This window comes from Stenotrophomonas sp. LM091, assembly GCF_001806305.1.
In the GTDB taxonomy this organism is placed as follows: Bacteria; Pseudomonadota; Gammaproteobacteria; order Xanthomonadales; family Xanthomonadaceae; genus Stenotrophomonas; species Stenotrophomonas bentonitica_A.
The window spans coordinates 3,357,466-3,380,846 of record NZ_CP017483.1 but is presented as its reverse complement, the minus strand read 5'-3'; the positions used below and the strand labels follow the sequence as shown (position 1 = coordinate 3,380,846).

Here is a 23,381-nt window from a genome sequence, read left to right as displayed (position 1 = left end):
GTTGAGGCTCCTGTCTAGCGAAGGCTTGATGAGAGAGGGGCGGTACTCAGCGCAGCATCTGCTGCAGGGCACCGGCAATATCGGTAAATGCACCGTTGAGATCGGGGCCTGGCGTCGCGGTGCTCCGCTGCAACGGCCGGCCCTGCGCGGACACGATGATCTTCAGTGAGCGCAGCAGGCGCGCGGCCGCCCCGGCCTGCGGGTGGCCCTCGCGCTGGGCCTGCAGCAACGCCTGCACCGCTGGATTGTCCAGGTTGAGGTACAGCCGCGACGGCGCACGTGCCTCGATGCGCGCGGTGAACTGGCGGGCCAGTCGCAATGCGGCCATCGATACGCGCTTGTCGTTCTCGTCGTCTTCCAGGCGCTGCTTCAGTTCGGCTTCGCGGTCGGGGACCACCACCACCGGGAGTGCCTCGGGGCTGAACCGCGCCGGCAGCAGCTGCTCGCCATCGCCCAGGTGCTCGCGCAGCCAGGCCAACTGCGTATCGTCAAGGCTGTCGTCGGTGCGGAACAGGGCGCGGTTGCCCTGCTCGGTACCCAGTTCGACCAGGCGCAGGCCCTTGGCCTGGGCCCAGCGCCGCAGGAACGGCACTACTGCATAGCGATGACCATGCGCGACCGGCACGCCCATCGCGCGGAACAGCATTTCCTCGAAGCCACCACCGTTGTCGAGGATCACATGCACTGCGCCGCGGGCCGGCAGCGCGCTGGCCGGCAGGTCACCCTGCGAGGTCGGCACGCGCACGTGTTCCATCAGCAGGTCGAACAGGCGCTCATCGCACAGCGCCGCGCCCAGCAGGGCCTCGTTGTGGCGGCTGAGCACGCGGCGCCAGGCTTCCGGCTGCTGCCGCGCGACATCGGCGAGGCCATCGATCAGCGCTTCCAGCAGGGCGTGCTGCACGGCGCGATAGTGGTCATCGCGCTGCAGGTCCTCGCGGCTGGCGGTCGGGGTCAGCTTCGACGATTCGATCACCCCGCCGATGAAACCGGCCCACGGCGGCAGCAGGTCGCGTGCATCGTCGTCCAGCAGCATGCCGCGCACGAACACCGACAGGTTGCGGTTGTCGCTGGTGCCATAGGTGGCACCGTCCTGCACCCAGAGCATGCCGAGGGCGTCGCTGCTGCCATCTGACTGCAGCGGCATCGTCACGATGGGCTCGAAATCGTGTTCGAAACGGGCCGCGAACTGCAGCGCCTGGCGGCGCGCCTGCACCGGATGCAGCGCGACGTCGCCCTGCCCGCGCCACGGCGGCGGTTCGGGATTGATCGCGGCGGTCGCCGCACCGATGAAGATCGGCTCGGACAGCAGCGCGCAGTAGCGGCCCAGCACCTCGTGCAGGCGCGCTTCGTTGGCCAGCGGCAGGAAGTCCGGATGCAGCTCCAGCTCGACCTCGGTGCCGATCGCGCGCGCCGGCACGTCGCTGACGGTGTACTGCTCGGCGTTGCTGGACACGTACAGGTGGCCCAGTTCCGGTGCCTGGTAGGAAGTAGTGCGCACGCTGACGCGGCGCGCCAATACAAAGGCCGACAGGAACCCCAGGCCGAACATGCCGATCAGGCCGTCATTGTCCTCGCCATCCTGGCGCAGCCCCGGGTGTAACCCACCCCACCGTGGCCAGGTAATCGTGGATTTCCTGCCGGGTCAGGCCGGCACCGGTATCGGTGATGCGCAGTACGCCGGCGGCGGCATCCACCTGCACGTCGATGCGCGACAGACCCGGGCTGCCGGGCTGCTCGATACGGCGACGGATGATCGAATCGTGCGCGTTCTGCACCAGTTCGCGCAGCGCCACCATCGGGGTGGAATACAGGTGCTTGCCCAGCACCGTCATCAATCCATTGAGATCGACCCCGGCGCGGCGGATTTCGGCGGCGGGGGCGCTGAACATCGGGTCCTGCATGTAATCGGTTACTCCTTGCCACGGAAAGCGCCGGAGGGCGCCTTCGTCGAGCCGGGAAAACTAGCACAGGCCGGCTGAGCGCAGACGCACTTTCCCGCGGCATCCCGCGCCGGCCCGGCCCCGCTTACAGCGCGTCGATCGCCTCGGACAGCCGCTCCACCGCGATCACTTCCATCCCCTTCACGCTGCCGGTCTTCGGCGCGTTCGCCTTGGGCACGATGGCGCGCTTGAAGCCATGCGTAGCTGCCTCGCGCAGGCGATCCTCACCGTTGGGCACCGGGCGGATCTCGCCGGACAGTCCCACCTCGCCGAAGGCGATCGTCTTCTCTGCCAATGGCCGGTCCTGCAACGAAGACAGCACCGCCAGCAGCACGGGCAGATCGGCCGCAGTCTCCTGCACGCGGATGCCGCCCACCACGTTGACGAACACGTCCTGGTCGCCCACGAGCACGCCGCCATGACGGTGCAGCACCGCCAGCAGCATGGCCAGGCGGTTCTGCTCCAGACCCACCGCGACGCGGCGTGGGTTGGACAGCGGCGAGGCGTCCACCAGTGCCTGCACTTCCACCAGCAGCGGGCGCGTGCCCTCGCGGGTGACCATCACGCAGCTGCCCGGCTGCTGGGTGCTGCCGCCGGAGAGGAAGATCGCCGAGGGATTGGAGACCTCTTTCAGGCCCTTCTCGCCCATGGCGAACACGCCCAGTTCGTTGACCGCGCCGAAGCGGTTCTTGAAGGCGCGCAGCAGGCGGAACCGGCTGCCGCTCTCGCCTTCGAAGTACAGCACCGCATCGACCATATGCTCGAGCACGCGCGGGCCGGCGATGCCGCCTTCCTTGGTCACGTGACCGACCAGGAACACGGCGGTGCCGGTTTCCTTGGCGAAGCGCACCAGCCGTGCGGCGCTCTCGCGCACCTGGCTGACCGAGCCGGGCGCGGCGGTGAGCGATTCGGTCCACAGCGTCTGTACCGAGTCGGCCACGATCAGCCGCGGCTTGGCCACGCTGGCATGCTGGAGGATCGCCTCCACCTGGGTTTCGGCCAGCGCGTTGACGTTATCCAGCGGCAGGTCCAGACGCACTGCACGGCCGGCCACCTGCGACAGCGATTCCTCACCGGTGATGTACAGCACCGGCAGCGACGCGGCCATCTTCGCCACGGCCTGCAACAGCAGGGTGGACTTGCCGATACCCGGATCGCCACCGACCAGCACCACCGCACCTTCGACCAGGCCACCGCCGAGCACGCGGTCGAACTCACCGATGCCCGTGCTCACCCGCAGGTGTTCGGTCTGCTGCACGTCCTTGAGCGCCATGATCTTCGGCGCATCGACCTTGCCGGCCCAGCCGGAACGCCGCGACGCCGGCGACGCCTTGGTGGGCGTGGCGCTTTCCAGCGTGATCTCGCTCAGCGTGTTCCAGACGCCGCACTCGGTGCACTGGCCCTGCCACTTGCTGTATTCGGCGCCGCATTCGCTGCAGACGTAAGCGGTGAGTCGCTTGGCCATGTCTACTTCCACATCATCAATTGTCAGGCAGGATAGCCGAGCCGCGTCGCAGCAACCGAGACGCCGGGCGGGCGGGCTCAAGTTTCCGGCCACGAGGCCGATACTCCGGCGGGCCACTGCCCCTCCTTTCCATTTTTCCAGGCTTTTCCATGACCGGCACCTACAGCCAGAGTCTTGTCGTGTTCTCGCTGCTGGTTGCCATCCTCGCCTCGTACACCGCGCTGGACATGGCCGGCCGCCTGGCCACCACCCGCGGCCGGGTGGCACGCTGGTGGCTGGCCGGTGGTGCCGGTGCGATGGGGCTGGGCATCTGGTCGATGCACTTCATCGGCATGCTCGCCTTCCACCTGCCGATCCCGGTCGGCTACGACCTGGCCATTACCCTGTATTCGCTGGCCGTCTCGGTCGGGGCTTCGGCCTATGCGCTGTGGCTGGTCTCACGCGCGGAGCTGCCGTGGTCGAGGTTGTGCGCCGGCGCGGTGCTGATGGGCCTGGGGATCGCAGCCATGCATTACCTGGGCATGGCCGCGCTGGAGATGCAGCCGGGCATCGACTACGACCCGCTGTGGTTTGCCGCCTCGGTCCTGATCGCCATCGGCGCGGCCGGTGCGGCGCTGTGGATCGCCTTCCGCCTGCGCCTGGAACAGCGCCGCCCGTTCGTGCTGCGCGGGCTGGCCTCGCTGGTGATGGGCCTGGCGATCGTTGGCATGCACTACACCGGCATGGCCGCGGCCCACTTCCCCGAGGGCGCGATGTGTGGCGCGGCGTATGGCGAGGGCATCGAGACCAAGTGGCTGGCGGTGCTAGTGATCGTCACGACGCTGGCGACCCTGGGGATCGCACTGATCGCATCGGTGTTCGACCGCCAGATGCGCACCCGCACCGGCCTGCTCGCCGATTCGCTGGCCCAGGCCAACGAGAAGCTGATGCAGGCCGCCCTGCATGATCCGCTGACCCAGCTGCCCAACCGGATGCTGCTGCAGGACCGCATCGAGCAGGCGATCGAGAAGGCGCAGCGCCGGCAGTTCAGCTTCGCGGTGATGTTCTGCGACCTGGACGGCTTCAAGGCAATCAACGATGCCTACGGTCACCAGCTTGGTGACCAACTGCTGATCCAGGTCAGCAAGCGGATCACCGCGCTGCTGCGTGCACAGGACACCTTCGCGCGACTGGGGGGCGATGAGTTCGTCATCGTGTTCCAGGTGGAGGATCCGGAAGATGCGGCCGTGGTCGCCGAACGGATCATCGCCAGCGTGGCCGAGCCGTTCGAGATCGATGCCTTGGAACTGCAGGTCAGTGCCAGCCTGGGCATCGCGCTGTACCCGGCCGACGCCACCACCGAACGCGACCTGATGGCCCACGCCGATGCCGCGATGTACCACACCAAGGATTCGGGCCGGAACGGCTATACCTTCTTCACCCAGTCGCTCAACGTGAGCGCGAACCGCCAGCTGAAACTGCTGCAGGAACTGCGCAAGGCGGTCAGCCGCAGCGAGCTGGTACTGCATTACCAGCCCAAGTTCCAGGCCAGCGGGACATCGCCGATCGGGGCCGAGGCGCTGGTGCGCTGGCAACATCCCGAGCTGGGCCTGTTGTCACCGGACGCGTTCATTCCGATCGCCGAACGCAGCGGCCTGATCCTCTCCATCGGTGACTGGGTGCTGGACCAGGCCTGCGCGCAGCTGCGCCACTGGCACGACGCCGGCCACCCCGACTGGACCATGGCGGTGAACCTCTCACCGCTGCAGTTCGGGTCGAGCACGCTGCTGGAGACCGTGCGCCGCACGCTGGACAAACACGGGCTGGACCCGAAGCGGCTGACCCTGGAGGTCACCGAGACCACCGCGATGCGCGATGTGGAAGCCAGCCTGCTGATCCTGCACGGGCTGACCGCGATGGGCGTGAACATCTCCATCGACGACTTCGGCACCGGCTACTCCAGCCTGCTGTATCTCAAGCGCATGCCGGCCACCGAGCTGAAGATCGACCGCGCCTTCGTGCACGACCTGGAAGACAACGCCGAAGACGCGGCGATCGTTTCCTCGATCATCGCATTGGGCCGGTCCCTGCAGCTGCAGATCGTCGCCGAGGGCGTGGAAACGGCCGGGCAACGCCAGTACCTGAGCGACATGGGCTGCGACCAGCTGCAGGGGTATCACCTCGGGCGGCCGGTCGACGCCGCCGAGTTCATGCGGCTGGCGAAAGTGGCGTAACGCGCGGAGAGCAGCCCGTTGCCGTAGGGCGCCAGTAGTCTGGACACGCTGGGCCGCGCTGCGCTTGTGGGCGAAATAAAGGAGGAGGTGGCGGCCGCAGGCCGCCGCCGGGGGACATTCGCCGGCAAGCGCAGCGTGGCCCAGCGCTCGACCCTCCCCATCGGCCGCGTGTGGAACGGCCACCCCACTGAACAACGTTCGCTGCGTCGCCATGCGCGCCAAACAGAAAGGCCGCCCGAGGGCGGCCTTTCCGTGTGTGGCAACGTCGCGAAGACGTCAGTGCATCATGTGCACGTTCATGTTGTGCATGACCCACAGCGAACCGGCGACGATGATGCCGATCACCACGACGGTGAAGGCCGCCGCGCTGACGTTCCAGCGCTGTTCCGAGGAGCGGTCCAGGTGCAGGAAGAACACCAGGTGCACCAGGATCTGCAGCACCGCCGCAACGACGATGATGACGCCGGTGGTGAAGCGCGGCAGGTCGCCATGCATGACCGCCCAGAACGGGATGATGGTCAGCACCGCGGCCAGCAGGAAGCCGATCAGGTAGGACTTGACGCTGCCGTGGCTTTCGCCGGCGGCACCGTGGCCATGATCGTGTGCGTGATTGTCATGTGCGGCCATTACAGCGCTCCATTCAGATAGACGACGGAGAACACGCCGATCCAGATCAGATCCAGGAAGTGCCAGAACAGGCTCAGGCACGCCATGCGGGTCTTGTTGGTCTGGGTCAGGCCGTTCTGCTTGATCTGGATGAACATGATCAGCAGCCACAGCAGACCCGCGGTCACGTGCAGACCGTGGGTACCGACCAGCGCGAAGAACGCCGACAGGAACGCACTGTGGTCCGGACCATAGCCCTGATGGATCAGGTGGTTGAACTCCCACACTTCCATGCACATGAAGCCAAAGCCCAGCAGCCAGGTCAGGGCCAGCCATGCATACATCTGGCCCACCTTCTGCTTGTGCATGGCGATCATGCCCAGGCCGAAGGTCAGCGAGGAGACCAGCAGCAGCGTGGTTTCCCAGGCGACGAAGGACAGTTCGAACAGGTCCTTCGGGCCGGGGCCACCGTCGGTGCCGCCGGACAGCACGATGTAGGTCGCAAACAGGGTGGCGAAGATGAGGCAATCGCTCATCAGGTACACCCAGAAACCGAAGACGGTATTGCCGCCGGTGTCGTGGTGCTCGTGGTCGTCATGGCCGTGGGCCGCCGCGTGCGCGGCGTGCCCATGGTTCATGGTGTTGGGGATAGTGGTGCTCATGCCTTCAGCTCCGATTTCACCAGGCCCTGCGCCACGAGGTGGCGACGGTGCTCATTTTCGATCCGCTCCACTTCCGCGGCCGGCACGTAGTAATCCACGTCCTTGTCGAAGGTGCGCCAGATGAAGGTGCCGATCATGCCGACCAGACCCACGATGGCCAGCCACCAGATGTGCCAGATCATCGCAAAGCCGAACACCAGGCTGAAGGCGCCGATCACCACACCGGTGCCGGTGTTGCGCGGCATGTGGATGTCGGTGTACTTGGCCGGGCGTTCCCACGCCTCACCACGCTGCTTGCGCTCCCAGAACTCGTCCAGTTCGGTGACGCGCGGCAGCGAGCCGAAGTTGTAGAACGACGGCGGCGAAGAGGTTTCCCACTCCAGCGTACGGGCGTCCCACGGATCGCCGGTCAGGTCGGCGGTCTTCTTGCGGTCGCGGATCGACACGGCGATCTGGATGATCTGGCACAGGATGCCGGCACCGATGATGAAGGCACCGCACATGGCGATGATCAGCAGCGGCTGGTATTCCATGTTCGGGTAGCTCTGCATGCGGCGGGTCATGCCCATGAAGCCCAGGATGTACAGCGGCATGAACGCGACATAGAAGCCGATGAACCAGCACCAGAACGCGCGCTTGCCCCAGGTTTCATTGAGGCGGAAGCCGAACATCTTCGGCCACCAGTAGGTGATGCCGGCGAACATGCCGAACACCACGCCGCCGATGATGACGTTGTGGAAGTGGGCGATCAGGAACAGGCTGTTGTGCAGCACGAAATCGATGGCCGGGATCGCCAGCATCACGCCGGTCATGCCGCCGATGGTGAAGGTGACCATGAAGCCGATCGTCCACAGCACCGGGGTCGTGAACTGCACGCGACCGCGGAACATGGTGAACAGCCAGTTGAAGATCTTCACGCCGGTCGGGATCGAGATGATCATCGTCGTGATGCCGAAGAAGGCATTGACGTTGGCACCCGAGCCCATGGTGAAGAAGTGGTGCAGCCACACGATGAACGACAGCACGCCGATGCAGGCGGTGGCGTAGACCATGCCCTTGTAGCCGAACAGCGCCTTGCGCGAGAACGTGGCGATGACCTCGGAGAACACGCCGAAGGCCGGCAGGACCAGGATATAGACTTCCGGGTGACCCCAGATCCAGATCAGGTTGATGTACAGCATGGCGTTGCCGCCACCATCGTTGGTGAAGAAGTGCGTGCCCAGGTAACGGTCCAGGGTCAGCAGCACCAGGGTGATGGTCAGCACCGGGAAGGCGGCGATGATCAGCACGTTGGTGACCAGCGCGGTCCAGGTGAACACCGGCATCTGCATCAGCTTCATGCCGGGGGTACGCATCTTCAGGATGGTAATGAAGAAGTTGATGCCGCTCAGTGTGGTACCCAGGCCTGCTACCTGCAGGCCCCAGATGTAGTAATCGACACCTACCCCTGGACTGTATTCCTTGCCTGACAACGGCGGGAAGGCCAGCCAGCCGGTCTGCGCGAACTCACCAACACCCAGCGAGATCATCACCAGGCCCGCGCCCGCCACGAACAGCCAGAAGCTGAGCGAGTTGACGAACGGGAAGGCCACGTCGCGTGCGCCGATCTGCAGCGGCACGACAACGTTCATCAGGCCGGTGATCAGCGGCATCGCCACGAAGAAGATCATGATCACGCCGTGGGCGGTGAAGATCTGGTCGTAGTGATGGGGAGGCAGGACGCCCTCGTTGCCGCCAGCGGCCATGGCCTGCTGGACGCGCATCATGATCGCGTCGGCGAAGCCGCGCAGCAGCATGACGAAGGCGACGATGAGGTACATCACGCCGATCTTCTTGTGGTCTACCGAGGTGAACCACTCTTTCCAGAGATAGCCCCACAGCTTGAACTTGGTGATCAGGGCCAGCACGAGCAGGCCACCGATCCCCGCGCCGATCAGCGTGGTGATGATGATCGGGTCGTGCGGGATGTCGGCAAAGGTCAGTTTACCCAACAGATTCATGGTCATTCTCCCGAGCCGTCGTGACCGGCGTGACCGGCTGCGGCGTGCTCGTCTGCAGTGTGTGCGGCGTCCGCGGCAGCGGGCTGGTCGGCATGGACCGGCAGCTTCGCTTCGTCGTGGGCTCCGCTCATGGCCTGCATGTCGTGGCCTTCATGGCTTTCGCCCTCGGCGCCGTCATGCTTCATGGCCTTGTGGTCGTGCTTCATGCCGTAGTGCTGGTTGTCGCCCATGTGCTTGGCGATGACCCAGTCGAACAGGCCGGCCTCGGTGGTGCCGTAATAGGTCACCGGGTGCCAGTCGTGGTTCTTCTCGGCAACCAGCGCAGCGAAGGCGGTCTTGTCCAGGGTCGCGCTTTGGGCACGCACCTTGGTCAGCCACTGCTGGTACTCCGCCTCGGTCACCGAGTGCGCGGAGAAATGCATCTTGCTGAAGCCCGCGCCGCTGTAGTGCGAGGACATGCCCGGGAACTCACCGGTCTCGTTGGCGATCAGGTGGAGCTTGGTCTCCATGGCCGTCATCGAGTAGATCATGCTGCCCAGGTGCGGGATGAAGAACGCATTCATCACCGAATCGGACGTGATCTTGAAGTTCAGCGGGGTATCGACCGGGAAGGTGATCTCGTTGACGGTGGCGATGTTCTCTTCGGGATAGATGAAGAGCCACTTCCAGTCCAGCGAGATGGCTTCGATCACCACCGGCTTCTTGTCCGAGTCCAGCGGACGGTACGGATCCAGCGCGTGCGAGGAACGCCAGGTCAGCACGGCCAGCACCAGCACGATCATGCACGGGATCGACCAGACCACCACTTCGATGGCCGTGGAGTGCGACCACTTCGGCTCATAACGGGCCTTGGTATTGGTCGCACGGTACTTCCACGCGAAGGTGAGGGTCATGATGATGACCGGCACGACAACCAGCAGCATCAGCACGGTCGCCGTGATGAGCAGGGTCTTCTCGTCGTGGCCGATCTGGCCCTTGGGGTTGAGGATGGCCGAGTTGCAGCCCGTCAGGAACACGGACAACGCAAACAGCAGGCCCGGACGCAGGAAGCGTCCAAGGGGTTTCAACGGAATCATCGGTCGATCCAATTGCGTAGGGAATGCCAGTTCAAGCCCGCCTCCGTCCCAGCCAAAGCCGGTGGTGCCGGTCCAAGGGGACAGGCACGGAGGACGATCATGTCAGCCTTCCAATTTTAGGCCGTCACGCATCATTTAAGAAAGGCATTGACAATGATCCAGCGCAGGAAAGGCCTGTTTTGGGCTGCGACACGTTGTCGCAGTGCCGGGCAATGACCCGATTCGGCAACATTCCGGCCCTTGTATAGACATGAACGGGTCAGTTCCGGAGCTGGCCAGCGCGGCCCCGGTTGCAGTGTCCCGGCGCGTGCTGCGCAACGGCCGGCGGGCGGCCACGGTACACGCACCGACGCCCCACGTCACCCGCGGCGCCGTTCAGGCCGCCCGCACCCGATTCGCGCACGCCGCCCCACTGGCGAAGTCCGCCAGGTTGCGCAGCGTGATGTCGGAAATCTCCTGCAGCGCCTCGACCGTGAAGAAGCCCTGGTGCCCCGTCACGAGCACGTTGGGGAAGGTCATCAGGCGCTGGAACGCGTCATCGTCGATGATCTCGCCGGACCGGTCCTGGAAGAACAGCCCACTCTCCTGCTCGTAGACATCGATGGCCAGGTGGCCGAGGCGGCGCGATTTCAGCGCGCGGATCACCGCATGGGTATCCACCAGCCCGCCGCGCGAGGTATTGACCAGCATCGCCCCGGGCTTCATTGCGGCCAGTGAGGCGTCATCGATCAGGTGATGGGTGTCCGGCGTCAGCGGGCAGTGCAGCGAGACGATGTCTGATCGGGCCAGCAGGTCCTCCAGCGCGACCGATGCGCCAACGGCGGCGAACCCGGGCGATGGATACGGATCGTGGCCCAGCACGGCACAGCCCATGCCCTTGAAGATGCGGGCGGTGGCCAGGCCGATCTGGCCGGTGCCGACGATGCCCACGGTCTTGCCGTGCAGGGTGCGGCCGAGCAACCCATCGAGCATGAAGTTGCCCTCGCGCACCCGGTTGTAGGCGCGGTGGGTCTGCCGGTTGAGCGTCATCACCATGGCCAGGGCATGCTCCGCCACGGCTTCGGGGGAGTAAGCCGGCACGCGTGCCACGAACAGGCCCAACTGCTCCGCCGCGGCCAGGTCGACATTGTTGAAGCCCGCACAGCGCAGCAGGATCGCGCGCACCCCCTGTGCATGCAGCGCCTGCAGTACCGGGGCGTCCAACCGGTCGTTCACGAACACACAGACCGCCTCGCAGTCCTGCGCCAGTGCCGCGGTATGTACCTCCAGCGCGGCATCGAAATACAGGAACTCGAGGGACGTCCCTGCCCCGCGGCGTTGCTTGGCCTCATCGAGAAACTGCTGGTCGTACGGGCGGGCGCTGAACACTGCGATCTTCATGAGGCGATCCCCGGGAGTTCGAGCATCACGATACCGCAGTACACTCCGGCCAACTGCCTGGAGCCTGCCGTGTCCCTGACTGCCCGCCTTCTCCGCTGGACCGCCACGCCGATGGCCCGGCGCGGCCTGTTCGTGCTCACGTGCGCGGCCGTGATCGTGATGGCCTGCAATCCATTGCTGGCGCCCTTGCTGCCCGTGGTGGATGCGCTGGGGCTGGATGTCCTGGTGCTGCTCATGGGTGCGCAGGCGATGGCACTGCTGCCATGGGTGCGGCTGCATGCCCGTCGTATCGCGCGCATCACCCTGCGTTTGCTGCTGGGTACCCTCGCCGGTGCCATCGCCAGTTTCATCGGCGGCTATCTGCGGCAGCTGGTATTCGCCATGGCCACGCGTTGGACCCACGCGCGCCCGTGACCTAGTATTCGGCCCTTGCAAGACGCCATGGGTGGATGTGCGTGGAAAGTTTCGAGCGGTTCAACGGGCGCCGTAGTGGTGAGGGCAAGGTGGTCGCGATCCTGTCACACGGCTTTGGTACCGATCAGACCGCATGGAATGCATTGCGCCCGTGGTTTGAAGCGCGCTATGACGTGATCTCCTTCGATCTTGCCGGCTGTGGCCCGCAAGGTGCGCAGACTTACGATTTCGAACGCCATGGTTCGCTGTTCGGCTACGCCGACGATCTGCTCGACATCCTGGATGAGCTCGACGTGCACAACTGCACCTACGTCGGCCATTCGATGAGCGGGATGATCGGCGCGGCCGCTGCGGTGGCACGGCCGGAGCTGTTCGAGCGGCTGGTCATCATCGGTGCGTCGCCGCGTTATCTCGACGATGACGGCTACACCGGCGGTTTCAAACCGCAGGACCTGGAGCAACTGTTCGAGAGCATGCGCGCCAACTACCAGGCCTGGATCGCCGGCTTCGCCCCGATGGTCGTCGGCGTGGAAGACAGCGCGGTCGTTGCCGATTTCTCCAACACCCTGTTCCAGATGCGCCCGGACATCGCGCTCAATACCTCGCGCACGATCTTCACCTCAGATCTGCGCAGCCTGGCTGCGCGGGTTTCCACGCCGGTCCACCTGATCCAGACCGCGCACGACGTGGCGGTACCGGTCGCCGTCGGCCAGTGGCTGGCCAACGCGATCGATGGCGCCACCCTGGATGTGATCGATGCTTCCGGTCACCTCCCGCACATGACGGCACCCGATGACGTCATGCGCATTCTCGAACAGCGTTTGGCAGGCCCCACGCGGTGACGACCTCCGACAGTGAAGCGCTTGCCGCGCTGTGCCAGTTCGCCCGTCTCGCCTCCCACGCCGACCTGGTGATGGCAGTGGAGGTGGACGCCGGCGGGAGGGCGACCTGGGCTGTCTCGGCCCCGGCCCTGCCCTCGTCGAGCTTCAACCTGGCGCGCAGCGGCATCCTCGAGGCGCGCTGGAGCGGCGAGGCCATGGACGCAGCGGACTTCCGGCTGCCGACGGCGATCATCCATGCCCTGGAAGGCCGCCCCGCCCGCCTGCTGTTCGTTCCGGCCCCCTCCCACGGCGCGCCGCTGAGTGGCCTGCTGCTGCTCTGGCGAAGCGTCCCTGCCCCGGCAACCTTGACGGCACAGGTGCCACTGCTGGCCACGAGCGTGGCCCGGCTGCTGTCCGCACGGCGCGAAGCCGCGCGCGGCACGATCGTCCGCAATCAGTTCCTGGATCTGTTTGAAAGCGTGCCGGCGGGCATCGTGCTGATCGACGGCGATGGCGTCGGCGCGGCGGTCAACGAGCACGCCGCGGAGCTGCTGGGCTGCACGGCAGGCAATCACCGGGCGGCGGATCTGGCCGGCCCGATGCGCGCCCTGCGCCAACGCTGCGACAACCACGCCGAGCTGGAACTGGCCTACAGCGCCCAGATGAACAACGATCAGTTCGCCGCCAAGCAGAACTGGACCCTGGGCGAACGCACCTTCGAAGTGGACACCCATCCGGTACGCGGCAACGGCGCACACGGGCGCATCTGGCTGTTCACCGATGTCACCGCGGACCTGCTGATGGCCGCCGAGCTGCGCCGCCTGGCGTCCTCGGATCCGTTGACCGGCGTCCCCAATCGACGCCATTTCGAAGAATGCTCGGCCCAGATCATCGCCGCCCGCGAAGCCAACGGCCGCGCGGTGGCGGTGCTGATGGTGGACGTGGACCACTTCAAGAAGATCAACGATACCTACGGCCATCCGGTCGGCGATGAAGTCCTCAAAGTAGTCGCCAAGCGCTGCCGCGACGCCCTGCGGGAGCGCGATCTGTTCGCCCGCTTCGGCGGCGAAGAGTTCATCGCCCTGCTGGCGGCGTCCGCCGTCGATGAGATTCCCGCCGCCGCCGAGCGACTGCGCAGTGCGGTGGCCGCTGAGCCGATCCTCGTGGGCAGCGAGCGCGTTGCCGTCTCCGTCAGCGTCGGGGGCGCGATCGGCGAGGCGTTGCCCGGTGGCGACCAGCGGCTGCTGGAGGCGCTGATCGCCCGGGCGGATGAGGCGCTGTATGACGCCAAGACCAGCGGGCGTAACCGGGTCCGGATGGCGGTCCTGCAGCCTGACCTGATCGACCTCTGAGCCAACCGGGCGCCTCTGGGCCCCCCGCCCCCCTGGGCGCGCCTTAACCCATCAGCCACGTCCCGCGGGCCCATTGGGGGTCTGTGCACGGGCACTTGTCGGCGCCAACCTAACACTGTTAGATTCGCCCCCTAACAACGTTAGGCCAGAGCACAGTGCGCCAACCCATCGCGCGGGAAGACATCGTCAAGGCGGCCTTCCGGATCCTCGACGAGGCCGGCCTGGAGGGCATTACCCTGCGCAAAGTGGCCTGCTCGCTGGGCATCCGGGCGCCGTCGTTGTACTGGCACTTCAAGAGCAAACAGGCGCTGATCGACGCCATGGCCGACGCCATGATCTGCGACGTGGCTCGCTTGATTCCCGACGGACAGCCATGGCGGCAGACGCTGCTGCAGATCGGGCGTGAGTTCCGCCTGGCGTTCAAAGCGCGCCGCGATGGTGCGCGGGTGTATGCGGGCACCTTCCTGGCCACCGAGAACGTGCTGCGGGTAGGTGAGGCCAGCATCGCCGCGCTGATGGGCGCCGGCGCGCCGGCACGCTTTGCCGCGACCGCGGCGATGGACCTGGTGTACTACACGATGGGCTTCGTGATCGAGGAGCAGTCCTGGCCCGGCGACGGCAGCATGGAAGCGCTGGGTGAGGCCTTCATGGCGCTGGCCGAGGCGCGCTTCCCCCATTGCTGGCAGGCCCGTGATGCATGGAGCGAGGTCGATTTCGACGCCCGCTTCGAGCAGGGGCTGGGCCTGATGCTCGATGGCATCGAACTCCGCCTGTCCCGCGAATCCTGATATCCCGATGCCTTTCTTTTTCCCGCTGTTCCGACCGGAAAGCCCCTCGATGCGCGCACCCTACCTCCGCAGTTTCTCCCTGATCCTGGCTGTCGCGCTGCTGTCCGCCTGCGGCGGCAAGGACGACAAGGCCTCGGCCGACGCCACGGCCGCCAGCTCCGCGCTGCCGGTCTCGCTGGCGCCTGCGCAGCAGCAGACCATGGCCCGCACGGTGCTGGTCTCCGGGCCGGTAACCGCCTATGAAGAAATGCAGCTGGGCGTGGAGATCAGTGGCCAGCGCGTGACCGCGTTGCTGGTGGACGTGGGGCAATGGGTCAAGCAGGGTCAGGTGCTGCTGCAGGTGGACCACCGCACCCTGGACAGCGAGCTGGCGCAGGCCGATGCCTCGTTGCGACAGGCGCAGGCCTCGCAGGAACTGGCCCGCATGAACTACGAGCGCAGCGCCAAGCTGGCCGCCCAGCAACTGATCAGCGAAAGCAGCCTGGATGAGCTGCGCGCCTCACGCATCAATGCCGAAGCGCAGACCTCCACCGCACGTGCCGCGCGCGACGCGGCCAAGCTGCGCCGCGACTTCGCCGACCTGCGCGCACCCGCCGACGGCCTGATTTCCAAGCGCCTGGTGCAGCCGGGCCAGGTGGTCTCCGCCGGTACCGAGCTGCTGCGCCTGATCCGCGATGGCCGCCTGGAGTGGCGTGCGGAGCTGCCGGAAAACCAGCTGGCCGATGTCGCCGTTGGCAACACGGTTGAGCTGCCGTATGCGGGCCAGGTGGTCAGTGGCCGCATCCGCGCGGTCACCCCGGGTGTCGATGGACAGACCCGCACCGGCACGATCTATGCCGACCTGCCAGCCCCCGGCCCGCTCAAGCAGGGCATCTACGTGGATGGCCGCATCGTCACCGGCGACGGCCCGGTGCTGACCATCCCGACCGCGGCGATCGTGCAGCGCGACGGCCACAACTATGTGTTCACCGTGAACGACAAGCAGCAGGCCACCCGCCACCGCGTCAGCACCGGCCAGGCCGTGCAGGGCCGCACTGCGATCCTTGAAGGCCTGAAGGCCGGTGACCAGGTCGTGGTGGATGGCGCCGGCTTCCTCGGTGAGGGCGACCGCGTGCGTGTGGTCGCTGCGACCAAGGCCGCCGCACGATGAACATCTCCGCCTGGGCGATCAAACGCCCGTTGCCTGCGCTGCTGATCTTCTTCGTGCTGTGCGTGGCCGGCCTGTGGGGTTTCCATCAGTTGCCGGTGGCGCGCTTCCCGGACATCGCCTTCCCGATGACCACCGTCACCGTCACCCAGCCCGGCGCCTCGCCCAGCCAGCTGGAGGCCGAGGTGACCCGCAAGGTCGAGGACTCGGTGGCGACGGTCAACAACGTCAAGCGCGTGATGTCTTCGGTCAGCGAAGGCGTCAGCACCACCACCATCGAGTTCCAGCTGGAAGCCGATCTGGCCACCGCGCTGGACGACACCCGCGACGCGGTCACCCGCATCCGCACCGATCTGCCGCAGGACATCCAGGAGCCGGTGATCTCCAAGGTCGATATCGGCGGTTCGCTGATGACCTATGCGCTGGTCGCCCCGCACATGACCACCGATGAGGCCAGTTGGTTCGTCGACCGTGATATCTCGCGTGCGATGTACGGCGTGCCCGGTGTCGCGCGCGTCACCCGCGTGGGCGGCGTGCAGCGCCAGGTCCGGGTGGATCTGGATCCCAATGCGCTGATCGCGATGGGCATCACCGCCGGCGACGTCTCCCAACAATTGGCCCGCATCCAGGTCGAGCGGGCCGGCGGCAAGACCGAGGTTGAAGGCGCGCAGCAGACCATCCGCACGCTGGGTACTGTCGGTGACGCGCAGGCGTTGCGTGACTACTCCATTGCGCTGCCGGACGGGCGCGCGGTGCGGCTCTCCACGCTGGCCACGGTGACCGACGGCGCCGCTGACCCCACCGAGGCCGCCCTGCTGGATGGCAAGGGCGTGGTGGCCTTCTCGATGTCGCGTACGCGCGGCTCCAGCGAGGTCAAGGTGGAAGCCGGCGTGCATGACGCGCTGGACAAGATCAAGGCCGAGCATCCCGGCATCGACTTCCGCCTGGTGACCACGGCGATCGACGAGACCCACCGCTCCTACGATTCCTCGATGACCATGCTCTGGGAAGGCGCGCTGCTGGCCCTGCTGGTGGTGTGGCTGTTCCTGCGCGACTGGCGCGCGACCTGGGTGTCGGCGCTGGCGCTGCCGCTGTCGATCATCCCGACGTTCGCGGTGATGTACTTCTTCGGGTTCACCCTCAACATCATCACGCTGCTGGCGCTCTCCGTCGTGGTCGGCATCCTGGTGGACGATGCGATCGTGGAGATCGAGAACATCGTGCGCCACCTGCGCATGGGCAAGCCGCCGCTCGAAGCTGCGCGCGAGGCCGCGGGTGAAATCGGCAACGCGGTGATCGCCACCTCGCTGACCCTGGCTGCCGTGTTCGTGCCGGTCGCCTTCATGCCGGGCATCGCGGGCAAGTTCTTCCGCGAATTCGGCTGGACCGCCGCCACCGCCGTGCTGTTCTCGCTGCTGGTGGCCCGCCTGCTCACCCCGATGATGGCCGCCTACCTGCTCAAGCCACATGGCGAGGAGAAGCCGGAATCCAAGCTGATGACGTGGTACCTGGGCTGGGTGGACGCCGCACTGCGCCATCGTGGCCGCACCCTGTGGATCGCCACCGGCCTGTTCGTGGCCTCGCTGGCGCTGGTGCCCTTCATCCCGGCCACCTTCATTCCACAGTCCGATCTGGGCCGCAGCAACCTCAACCTCGAACTGCCGCCGGGCACCCGCCTGCAGGAGACCGTGGCGGTCGCCGAGCATGCGCGCGGCCTGCTCAAGGACATGCCCGAGCTCAAGCAGGTCTACACCGCCGTCGGCAGCGTGCTGGACCTGGGCGACCCCGGCGCGACCGGCATCGGCGAACCGCGCAAGGCCACCCTGGTCCTTGATTGGGGCAACGCCGACGGACGGGACCGCGACCAGCGCGTGCTGGAGCGTGAGGCCCGCGAGCGCCTGGCCGACCTGCCCGGCGTGCGGGTCAGCTATGTCAGCTCCGAGCCCGGCAACCTGCTGCAGCTGGTGCTCTCCGGTGACGACCCGCAGCGCCTGCAGGATGCCGCCACTGCGCTGGAGCGCGACCTGCGCGGTATCCAGGGCCTGGGCAGCGTCACCTCCACGGCCTCGCTGCTGCGCCCGGAACTCCAGATCGTGCCGAACCCCGCCCGCGCTGCCGACCTGGGCGTGGCGACGGCCGATATCGCCGAGGCCGCCCGCATCGCCACGGCGGGCGATTACGAACAGCGCCTGGCCAAGCTCAACCTGCCCGACCGCCAGGTGCCGATCCGGGTCGGCTTCGCCGAAGCCACGCTCGCCAACCCGGGCCTGATCAGCCAGCTGCGCGTGCCCGGCCGCAATGGCCCGGTCCCGCTGGCGGCCGTGGCTGACATCCAGCAAGGCAGTGGCCCTTCGCAGATCTCACGCTACCAGCGCCAGCGCAACGTGACCCTCACCGCCGAACTCAACGGCCGCCCACTGGGCGATGTGATGACCGAAGTGCAGGCCCTGCCGGGCGTCAAGCAGTTGCCGCCGGGCGTCACCTTCCTCAACACCGGCGATGCGGAAGTGTTCGTCGAGCTGTTCATCGGTTTCATGCTGGCCATGGCGGCCGGGTTGATCTGCATCTACATGGTGCTGTTGCTGCTGTTCAACCATGCGCTGATGCCGATCACCATCCTCGCCGCGGTGCCGCTGTGTGCCGGTGGCGCGTTCGGCGCGCTGCTGATCACCCAGAACATGCTCTCGCTACCGGCGCTGATCGGGCTGCTGATGCTGATCGGCATCGCCACCAAGAACTCCATCCTGCTGGTGGACTACGCGGTGATGGCCGAAGACGAACACGGCATGAGCCAGCACGACGCACTGATCGATGCCTGCCGCAAACGTGCACAGCCGATCATCATGACCACGCTGGCGATGGGCGCAGGCATGATGCCGATCGCGCTGGGCTTTGCCGGCGATTCCAGCTTCCGTGCACCGATGGCGATCGCCGTGATCGGTGGCCTGATCACCTCCACGCTGTTGAGCCTGATCGTGATTCCGGCGGCCTTCACCGTGGTGGATGATGCGGGGGATTGGCTGTCGCGGAAGTTCCGGCGGCGGTCGTCGCATCCGGCGGGGAGTGGTGCGGAGTCGTAAGCTCCCCCCCGGTCAAGCAGACATGTCTAAAGTAGAGCTTCTGACGTGAGCGGCACAGTACTCGACGGGGCTCACGCCGCAATGGGAGTCACATGGACGGGTCTCGTTGTAATCGATCATCCACCAGTGCACTGCGTCGCGCACGTCCTCAGGCTCGCGAAGGGGCGTTGATCCAGCCACTCATTTGCGAAGCACCCGTCATGCGGGATCCACAAGGACTCGTCTGTGCCTGCGTCAGACATCCGTTATTACAATACGTACGACGCGGAGAGCATCCTCGTCGAAAACGCATTGCTCCAACTCGAAACACTCCTCCTTGATCAAACGAACATCCATCGCGAACATCATTCGCCCACCCAAGACGAAATTCGCATTCTTACCATTCTCATAGCTAACTAGAAGGCGCCCCTGCGGGTGGGCACGCTTCAGCTCACGGAGAGATGAACCAACCCCCTCCCCCGCTGGATCACGCAGCCTTTTCGACTCACTCGAACACCTATACACAATATCGTCACTGAGGACGCATTCAATCGCGATGTCGCCCGGCGCACTCACGGTTACTACTTCATACGTCAGCCCCTCCTGCTGGTCTTCCCCCCACTTGAGGGGAAGATCGAGCGAAATAATTCTCTCCTTGGACATCCCGACGTGAAGCAGTCCAAAAGATCCACTGACTGGATCCACCATCCAATCAGAAGGTTGCGTCGAGGACTCTTCTGTACGCGGCGCCCTGCTTCCCGCTGACTCTTGTGACCCGCTTGCGCCGCAACCTGAAAGAACGATAGCCAGCAAAACTAGAAAGTTATTTTTCACGCTGAGGCTTCCAGTTATTGAACCGCCCTTGATTACCGCCCGACTTTAGATCCACATGTACACCCCGGTTATCAGGATACTCGTTCACTCGATTGAAGTTCCCGGATGCATGCGCTGCGTCGGCAGTCTGCGTTTTTGTGTAACCCGATATTCTTATATCAGCCGCATTATTCTGCAGGTGCTGACTCTTCTGAGCTCCTCCAACGTCTGAGTTCTGCTGCACGGTTCTTTGACCGCTTGTCACTTCCACAGACTTACCTTCTGACTGACTGAAGTTCAGCAAGCTATCCAATACAGCCGTCCCGACACTGGCTGGCTCACCCTGCATTGAGCGTTGCGGCAGCAAAACTACTGTCCCTTGAGCCACTGTCGGCCCCATGTCCGACTGAGGCATACGTTCCACCTTGATGGCCCCCGCGGAGAGCTCCGATCTAACTTCGACCCGATCCATGAACGGAAGGATCGGCTTTCCAGAGCGCCCATCCGGATCCGTGAACTTGTACGGATTCCCGTTCGCATACCGATACCGATTGAACTGCCCAACAGGCTGCTCATACGCCGTCACCGGATCCACAGACAGGAACACACCCAACTGCGGATCCATGTACCTCTGCTGCATGTAACTCAGCCCTGTGGCCGAATCGCTCACATGCCCGGTGTAGCCCGGCCCATCCTTGACCTGCCCGCCCAGCTCGGCACCGTACGGTTCAAACCGGCGGCGCTCGACAACACTGCCTGTGCCATCCGTGACAGCGACCGGGCTGCCCAGCGCATCCACATGCGTCCAGGTAACCCCTGTCGGGCCGCGGGTGGCCAGCAGTCGACCACCTACATAGATGTACTCCGAGGCGCCCTTCCCTCGCCGATCTTCATGCACCACCTTCCCGGCCAACGAATATAACGCGCGCAGGCCTTGCCCCTGGTCATCGTACGCCACGGCACGCCGCCCATAGGCATCGTAGGCATAGCGCTCCGCTTCCTGCACTTCGCGCAGCCTGTTGCCAAAGTCGAAGTCGTACTTGCGTCCGTTGCGCAGCAAGAGATTGCCTTGAACATCCCAGGCCAATCCGGTCACCGTCGCGCCAGCATCATCGCGGACATTGGTCAGCTGGTTGCGCCCGTCGTACCAGAACTGCTGGCTGCGCACGCCACCCAGCTGCACGCTCAGTAGATTGTCCTGCACGTCATATGTGTAGCGGAATGCGCCATCGCCCCCGAAGGAAGTCGACTGCGCAAGCGTCAGCCTGCCCTGGCCGTCGTAACCCATGCGGATGTCATGCGCAGTTCCCTGCTGCCGATCGATGATTGCCGAAACATCACCATTGGCGCCGTACTGATACAGAAGCTCGCTGGCAGTGCCATCCTTTAATTGCGACGGAAGCATCCGCGCATTGAGCACGCCCTGATGCTCGATGCCATTGCCATAGCGCATGCCAGCGAGCGCGCCATTGGGATGCCAGGCGATGTTCTCGGCATAGAGCGCTCCAGCACTGTCAGAGATTCGTCTGGGCTGGCCGAGGGCGTCGGGCTCATAGCTCAGTATCAGCCCTCCTGGTCGCGTCTCGCTGAACAGGTTCCCATTTCTATCGTGGCCATAGCCTATTGAAAGCGGGCTGCCGCCATCGAGGGTCGACTCTTCCCATATGAGCTGCCGGCTTGGTGAGTATCGATAGCTGTTGACGACCGCGGCGTTCTGCCCATCGTTGCTGGTGATCACCTTCAAGGGAAGCCCGTCCGGCGTGTACTCCCAGCGCTGATTGCCCCTGCCGTCGGGAAAGCGCAGTTCCACAAGGCGATTTCGCGCATCGTAGACGCGATCGACCCGACGTCCAGAAGACCAGGCCGATTCGCGATCACAGCGCCCGGCATCCGGCAGTGCGATGCCCGCAGCAGACCAGGTCAGATTGCCAGCTCCGTCATACTCCATCACGGTCGCACCGGTTTCCGGCTCGATCACCTTGCATAGTCGCTGCTGGGCGTCATACACGTATCGGCGGACCGCACTGGCGGGTGACTGCGGCGCGCTCACGCTGATCGTGATCTCGTCGCTACCCGATGCTCCACTGGAGTCGCGGGCAACGGCGCGCAGCGTGTGCGGCCCTTCGCCCAGCCCAGTCAGCTGCACCTGATAGGGAGCCGAGGACAATTCCGCGACAAGCACTCCGTCCCGGTAAAGCCTGACATCACTGACAACGCCGTCGGCGTCGCTCGCCGAGGCACTGAAGAGCGTGGTCGCAGGGGAGGTCAGCGCAGTCGTCGCTTGCGGGGCGGTAATGCGGACGACTGGCGCTTGGTTCGCTGAAAGTGCGTGATGCCCCGAGCCGTTGAGCGCAACCGGCTGTCCGGTCAGCGCGGAAACACCATAAGCGTGAATGGCCTTTCCCAAGCCAGCCTGCAGCACCTCAGCCGAAGGAGTGATCAGGAAGTCATGCGCGCTCCCTGTTGCGCACTGGGCCGCCCTTTCAGCCGGACTTGCCCGGTCGGCGAGATACTCTCCAGCAGACAGTCCTGCGCCCTCAGGCCCTCCAATGAACACACGCACTTTGATCGGCCCAGGCACATGCGTCGAGCAGGCCCAGCCGACGATATTACCGTCCCGCAGACCCGTGATTGCACCTGAGACCTTTGATGCATGTACGGTCCTGGAGTCGCTCAACGCCACGGCTCCACGCGTATCGCGTACAGATGCCTGCACCGTATGGCTGCCCGGTGATGCCACCCAGTCAACGAAGTGATTGGGCGGGGACGTCACGCCGATCGTGGCGCCGTCCACGACGAAGCTCACCGATGCAACGCCGTCGTCCGCATCGCTGGCCGTTGCAGAGAGACGAATGACCGTGCCTTCTGAGTACACGGCGCCATGCGCCGGAGATACCAGCGCTACGACGGGCTGCTGATTGGCCGGCACCACGAATACGCCTGACTGCACTATCGCGTAGTTGGCTGCTCCAACGGGCGAAATGCCGTGCACATGGATCGGCTTCCCCTGATGCGCTGCGATCAGCCCGCCATCAATGGGAATGCGGAAACCGTGTGCATCACCCTGCGTCCCGCAAGCAGACGCTACACCGGCACCGGCAGGCAGATCTGCTCGGGTCGAGGAGACACCAACCCCTTGCCCAGCAGCGCCCCCCACATAGAGATGGACGTCAATCGGAGTTTCGATTCCCGTCGAGCAGGCCCATCCCACCAGGTGGGCTCCAGAGATTCCGTCGATGTAGCCCGTAACGTTGGACGCAACGACGTTGACCCTCGGCGCGGGCGTTTCACCGCCGAACCACTCCACCCCATCCTGCACCATCCGCCACTGGAACCTGTGCTGACCGGGCTGTGTAGGGGCCCGCACGGCAAAGGGGATAGTCACCGTCTCGTTGGGTGCGACGGGCCCCGGCAGGTTGGCCCGGGAAGTACCCCAGGTCAGATTGTCAGGGGGATACCAGGAGCCCAGCCTGAAATTTTGTTCATTCGTCCATGTGTCCTTGCCAATGTTCTTGTAAGTGACACTGACTGCATAAAGCTGCCCGACCACCATCTGCGTGGGCACCGACATCGAGGCATATTCCGACTGTCGGGGGCGGGCCCCTGGTAGCGGCTCGTAGTCTTCTGGGCAACCTTTCGTTGGAT

15 protein-coding genes and 1 pseudogene are annotated in these 23,381 nt (G+C 65.2%); 7 read left to right on the top strand and 9 right to left on the bottom strand.

Annotation, left to right across the window (positions count from 1 at the left end; all coding sequences use genetic code 11):
• Positions 1-46: 46 nt before the first annotated feature.
• Positions 47-1,901 (bottom strand): annotated as a pseudogene (locus BIZ42_RS14915) (ATP-binding protein).
• A 124-nt stretch (positions 1,902-2,025) separates the two neighbouring features.
• On the bottom strand, positions 2,026-3,405 hold the full coding sequence (gene radA / locus BIZ42_RS14910; RefSeq protein WP_070426878.1) for a DNA repair protein RadA: 1,380 nt from the start codon (positions 3,403-3,405) through the stop codon (positions 2,026-2,028).
• Between the two features lie 149 nt (positions 3,406-3,554).
• On the opposite strand from radA, the gene BIZ42_RS14905 reads away from it, so the two are divergent.
• Positions 3,555-5,618 carry an EAL domain-containing protein gene (locus BIZ42_RS14905; RefSeq protein WP_070426877.1) on the top strand — a complete coding sequence of 688 codons (2,064 nt, stop codon included), beginning with the start codon at positions 3,555-3,557 and terminating at the stop codon, positions 5,616-5,618.
• A gap of 276 nt (positions 5,619-5,894) precedes the next feature.
• Here BIZ42_RS14905 and cyoD read toward each other — a convergent pair whose 3' ends face one another.
• The 5 genes from cyoD to BIZ42_RS14880 all read right to left on the bottom strand — a co-directional run bounded on the left by cyoD (position 5,895) and on the right by BIZ42_RS14880 (position 11,342).
• Positions 5,895-6,245: a cytochrome o ubiquinol oxidase subunit IV gene (gene cyoD / locus BIZ42_RS14900; RefSeq protein ID WP_019184497.1), complete on the bottom strand. Its 351-nt coding sequence runs from the start codon at positions 6,243-6,245 to the stop codon at positions 5,895-5,897.
• Positions 6,245-6,886 (bottom strand): cytochrome o ubiquinol oxidase subunit III, encoded by a 642-nt coding sequence (cyoC, locus tag BIZ42_RS14895; RefSeq protein ID WP_070426876.1) that lies wholly within the window; start codon positions 6,884-6,886, stop codon positions 6,245-6,247. Before cyoC ends, cyoD begins: the two co-directional genes overlap by 1 nt.
• On the bottom strand, positions 6,883-8,880 hold the full coding sequence (cyoB, locus tag BIZ42_RS14890) for a cytochrome o ubiquinol oxidase subunit I (protein WP_026069991.1): 1,998 nt from the start codon (positions 8,878-8,880) through the stop codon (positions 6,883-6,885). The genes cyoC and cyoB overlap by 4 nt, the downstream gene beginning before the upstream one ends.
• A gap of 8 nt (positions 8,881-8,888) precedes the next feature.
• Positions 8,889-9,962 carry a ubiquinol oxidase subunit II gene (gene cyoA, locus BIZ42_RS14885; protein WP_019184500.1) on the bottom strand — a complete coding sequence of 358 codons (1,074 nt, stop codon included), beginning with the start codon at positions 9,960-9,962 and terminating at the stop codon, positions 8,889-8,891.
• A gap of 375 nt (positions 9,963-10,337) precedes the next feature.
• Positions 10,338-11,342, bottom strand: coding sequence for a 2-hydroxyacid dehydrogenase (locus BIZ42_RS14880; RefSeq protein WP_070426875.1), 1,005 nt, complete (start codon positions 11,340-11,342; stop codon positions 10,338-10,340).
• 69 nt (positions 11,343-11,411) lie between these two features.
• Between BIZ42_RS14880 and BIZ42_RS14875 the strand changes: the two genes are divergently transcribed.
• From BIZ42_RS14875 to BIZ42_RS14850, 6 genes are all read left to right on the top strand, one after another.
• Positions 11,412-11,756, top strand: a complete 345-nt coding sequence (locus BIZ42_RS14875) for a hypothetical protein (RefSeq protein WP_046272185.1) — start codon at positions 11,412-11,414, stop codon at positions 11,754-11,756.
• A 35-nt stretch (positions 11,757-11,791) separates the two neighbouring features.
• Positions 11,792-12,598: an alpha/beta hydrolase gene (locus BIZ42_RS14870; RefSeq protein ID WP_083279867.1), complete on the top strand. Its 807-nt coding sequence runs from the start codon at positions 11,792-11,794 to the stop codon at positions 12,596-12,598.
• On the top strand, positions 12,595-13,929 hold the full coding sequence (locus BIZ42_RS14865; RefSeq protein ID WP_070426874.1) for a sensor domain-containing diguanylate cyclase: 1,335 nt from the start codon (positions 12,595-12,597) through the stop codon (positions 13,927-13,929). The genes BIZ42_RS14870 and BIZ42_RS14865 overlap by 4 nt, the downstream gene beginning before the upstream one ends.
• 155 nt (positions 13,930-14,084) lie before the next feature.
• Entirely contained in the window at positions 14,085-14,717 is a 633-nt protein-coding gene (locus tag BIZ42_RS14860; protein ID WP_070426873.1) for a TetR/AcrR family transcriptional regulator C-terminal domain-containing protein, read from the top strand.
• A gap of 49 nt (positions 14,718-14,766) precedes the next feature.
• On the top strand, positions 14,767-15,867 hold the full coding sequence (locus BIZ42_RS14855; protein WP_019184506.1) for an efflux RND transporter periplasmic adaptor subunit: 1,101 nt from the start codon (positions 14,767-14,769) through the stop codon (positions 15,865-15,867).
• Positions 15,864-18,944, top strand: a complete 3,081-nt coding sequence (locus BIZ42_RS14850; RefSeq protein WP_070426872.1) for an efflux RND transporter permease subunit — start codon at positions 15,864-15,866, stop codon at positions 18,942-18,944. Before BIZ42_RS14855 ends, BIZ42_RS14850 begins: the two co-directional genes overlap by 4 nt.
• Positions 18,945-19,178: 234 nt before the next feature.
• On the opposite strand, the gene BIZ42_RS14845 is transcribed toward BIZ42_RS14850, so the two are convergent.
• Both BIZ42_RS14845 and BIZ42_RS19350 read right to left on the bottom strand, forming a co-directional pair.
• Positions 19,179-19,757, bottom strand: a complete 579-nt coding sequence (locus BIZ42_RS14845) for a hypothetical protein (RefSeq protein ID WP_156785752.1) — start codon at positions 19,755-19,757, stop codon at positions 19,179-19,181.
• Positions 19,747-23,307 carry an Ig-like domain-containing protein gene (locus BIZ42_RS19350; protein ID WP_172838053.1) on the bottom strand — a complete coding sequence of 1,187 codons (3,561 nt, stop codon included), beginning with the start codon at positions 23,305-23,307 and terminating at the stop codon, positions 19,747-19,749. The genes BIZ42_RS14845 and BIZ42_RS19350 overlap by 11 nt, the downstream gene beginning before the upstream one ends.
• Between the last annotated feature and the right edge of the window lie 74 nt (positions 23,308-23,381).

Excerpts from the sequence above, each read along its gene's own strand:
- cyoD (WP_019184497.1), bottom strand. The coding sequence starts at position 6,245 with ATGGCCGCACATGACAATCACGCACACGATCATGGCCACGGTGCCGCC.
- BIZ42_RS19350 (WP_172838053.1), bottom strand. The coding sequence starts at position 23,307 with ATGTCGGTGCCCACGCAGATGGTGGTCGGGCAGCTTTATGCAGTCAGT.
- BIZ42_RS14880 (WP_070426875.1), bottom strand. The coding sequence starts at position 11,342 with ATGAAGATCGCAGTGTTCAGCGCCCGCCCGTACGACCAGCAGTTTCTC.
- BIZ42_RS14850 (WP_070426872.1), top strand. The coding sequence starts at position 15,864 with ATGAACATCTCCGCCTGGGCGATCAAACGCCCGTTGCCTGCGCTGCTG.
- cyoC (WP_070426876.1), bottom strand. The coding sequence starts at position 6,886 with ATGAGCACCACTATCCCCAACACCATGAACCATGGGCACGCCGCGCAC.
- BIZ42_RS14855 (WP_019184506.1), top strand. The coding sequence starts at position 14,767 with ATGCGCGCACCCTACCTCCGCAGTTTCTCCCTGATCCTGGCTGTCGCG.
- BIZ42_RS14870 (WP_083279867.1), top strand. The coding sequence starts at position 11,792 with ATGTGCGTGGAAAGTTTCGAGCGGTTCAACGGGCGCCGTAGTGGTGAG.
- BIZ42_RS14905 (WP_070426877.1), top strand. The coding sequence starts at position 3,555 with ATGACCGGCACCTACAGCCAGAGTCTTGTCGTGTTCTCGCTGCTGGTT.
- radA (WP_070426878.1), bottom strand. The coding sequence starts at position 3,405 with ATGGCCAAGCGACTCACCGCTTACGTCTGCAGCGAATGCGGCGCCGAA.
- cyoA (WP_019184500.1), bottom strand. The coding sequence starts at position 9,962 with ATGATTCCGTTGAAACCCCTTGGACGCTTCCTGCGTCCGGGCCTGCTG.